Genomic DNA, 1282 nt, shown 5'->3' with positions numbered 1-1282 from the left:
GTGGGGCCGTATGCATTGATCAGGCGTCTGCCTTGGCCCCAACGTTCTACGATGCTTGCAGAGAGTGCCTCGCCGGCAACGACGAGTGTCTTCAGACAGGAAAGCGCTGGCTTTTCAGGCAAATTGTTCAGTACTGAAGGTGGTAGGGTGACGTGACTAATCTGATGTTCGTTCAAAATTTTCGTGAGCGTTTCACCTGCCAATACCGCACCTCGATCAGCGATATACAGTGACGCTCCGCAAAGCAGCGATACAAACAACTCAGAAGCAAATGCATCAAAACTCAGCGAGGAAAACTGCATGACGCGGCTGTTCTCTTCGACATTGAATGCGCGTATCTGTGCCAGCGCCAGGTTCACGACGCTGCGATGTTCATTCATCGCGCCCTTGGGCACACCGGTCGATCCCGAGGTGTAGATGACATACGCTAGGTGGCGGGCAGTCAGGCCACTTGCATGACGATCGAGATTGTGGTTCGGCAGTTGTTCCCAGCATTCGCTATCGGCTTGCAGATCGACGATCACCGCCGAAGCGACACTGTCCTGGACTAGGTGACGGCTCGCGGCATCCGTCAGTACCGCTACCGCGCCGCAATCTGTGAGCATGTAGGCCAGCCGCTCCGGCGGATAAGCCGGATCCAGCGGCACATAGGCACCACCGGCCTTCAACACTGCCAGCAGCGCCACGACCATCTCCACGCTACGCTGTACGCAGATCGCCACGCGATTATCGGGGCGCAGGCCCAATGCGCACAGGTAATGGGCCAGCCGATTCGCCCGTGCGTTCAATTCGCCATACGTCAGTGCCACCTCGCCCTGCACCAGTGCGATGGCCGATGGATCGCGCGCCACTTGCGCCTCGAACAGTTCGTGCACACAGGCATCGCGTGGATAATCCCTTGCCGTCGCATTCCATTGGGTCAACACCTGATGACGCTCGACCTCAGGCAGCACGTCGAGATCGCGCACCCCCGTCTCCGGTGCATGGACAAGCGCATCAACGAGCCCTGCCAGCGCCTGCATCAGGAACGCGCCTATCCGTCCCGGGACCAGTGGGTGCTGCGACTGCACATTCACTGTAAAACCCGATCCAACATCATCGATGGAAACGGCAAGCGGATAATTCGTTCGCTCATGACTTGACAGCGTCTGAATTCCCTCCCAGGCCATTGTTTCGGCAGCATCTTCTGCCTGGACGCCATGCCGGTAATTGAGCAGCGAAGTGAACAACGGCGCTGGCGCCGGAACACCGCTGCACCGTTGCGCCAGCGATAGCGGCGCAT

The 1282-nt window shown here is 58.6% G+C and carries 1 protein-coding gene; it reads right to left on the bottom strand.

Translation table 11 applies throughout. The features are described 5' to 3' along the window. Window positions 1–1229 (bottom strand): AMP-binding protein (locus tag XalbCFBP2523_RS15770; RefSeq protein WP_146084146.1); only part of this gene is annotated, 1229 nt, incomplete at its 3' end. Window positions 1230–1282 lie beyond the last annotated feature (53 nt).

It is taken from the genome of Xanthomonas albilineans, assembly GCF_002939705.1.
In the GTDB taxonomy this organism is placed as follows: domain Bacteria; phylum Pseudomonadota; class Gammaproteobacteria; order Xanthomonadales; family Xanthomonadaceae; genus Xanthomonas_A; species Xanthomonas_A albilineans.
The sequence above is the reverse complement of the archived record's forward strand: the minus strand, read 5'-3'. Positions and strand labels throughout refer to the sequence as shown.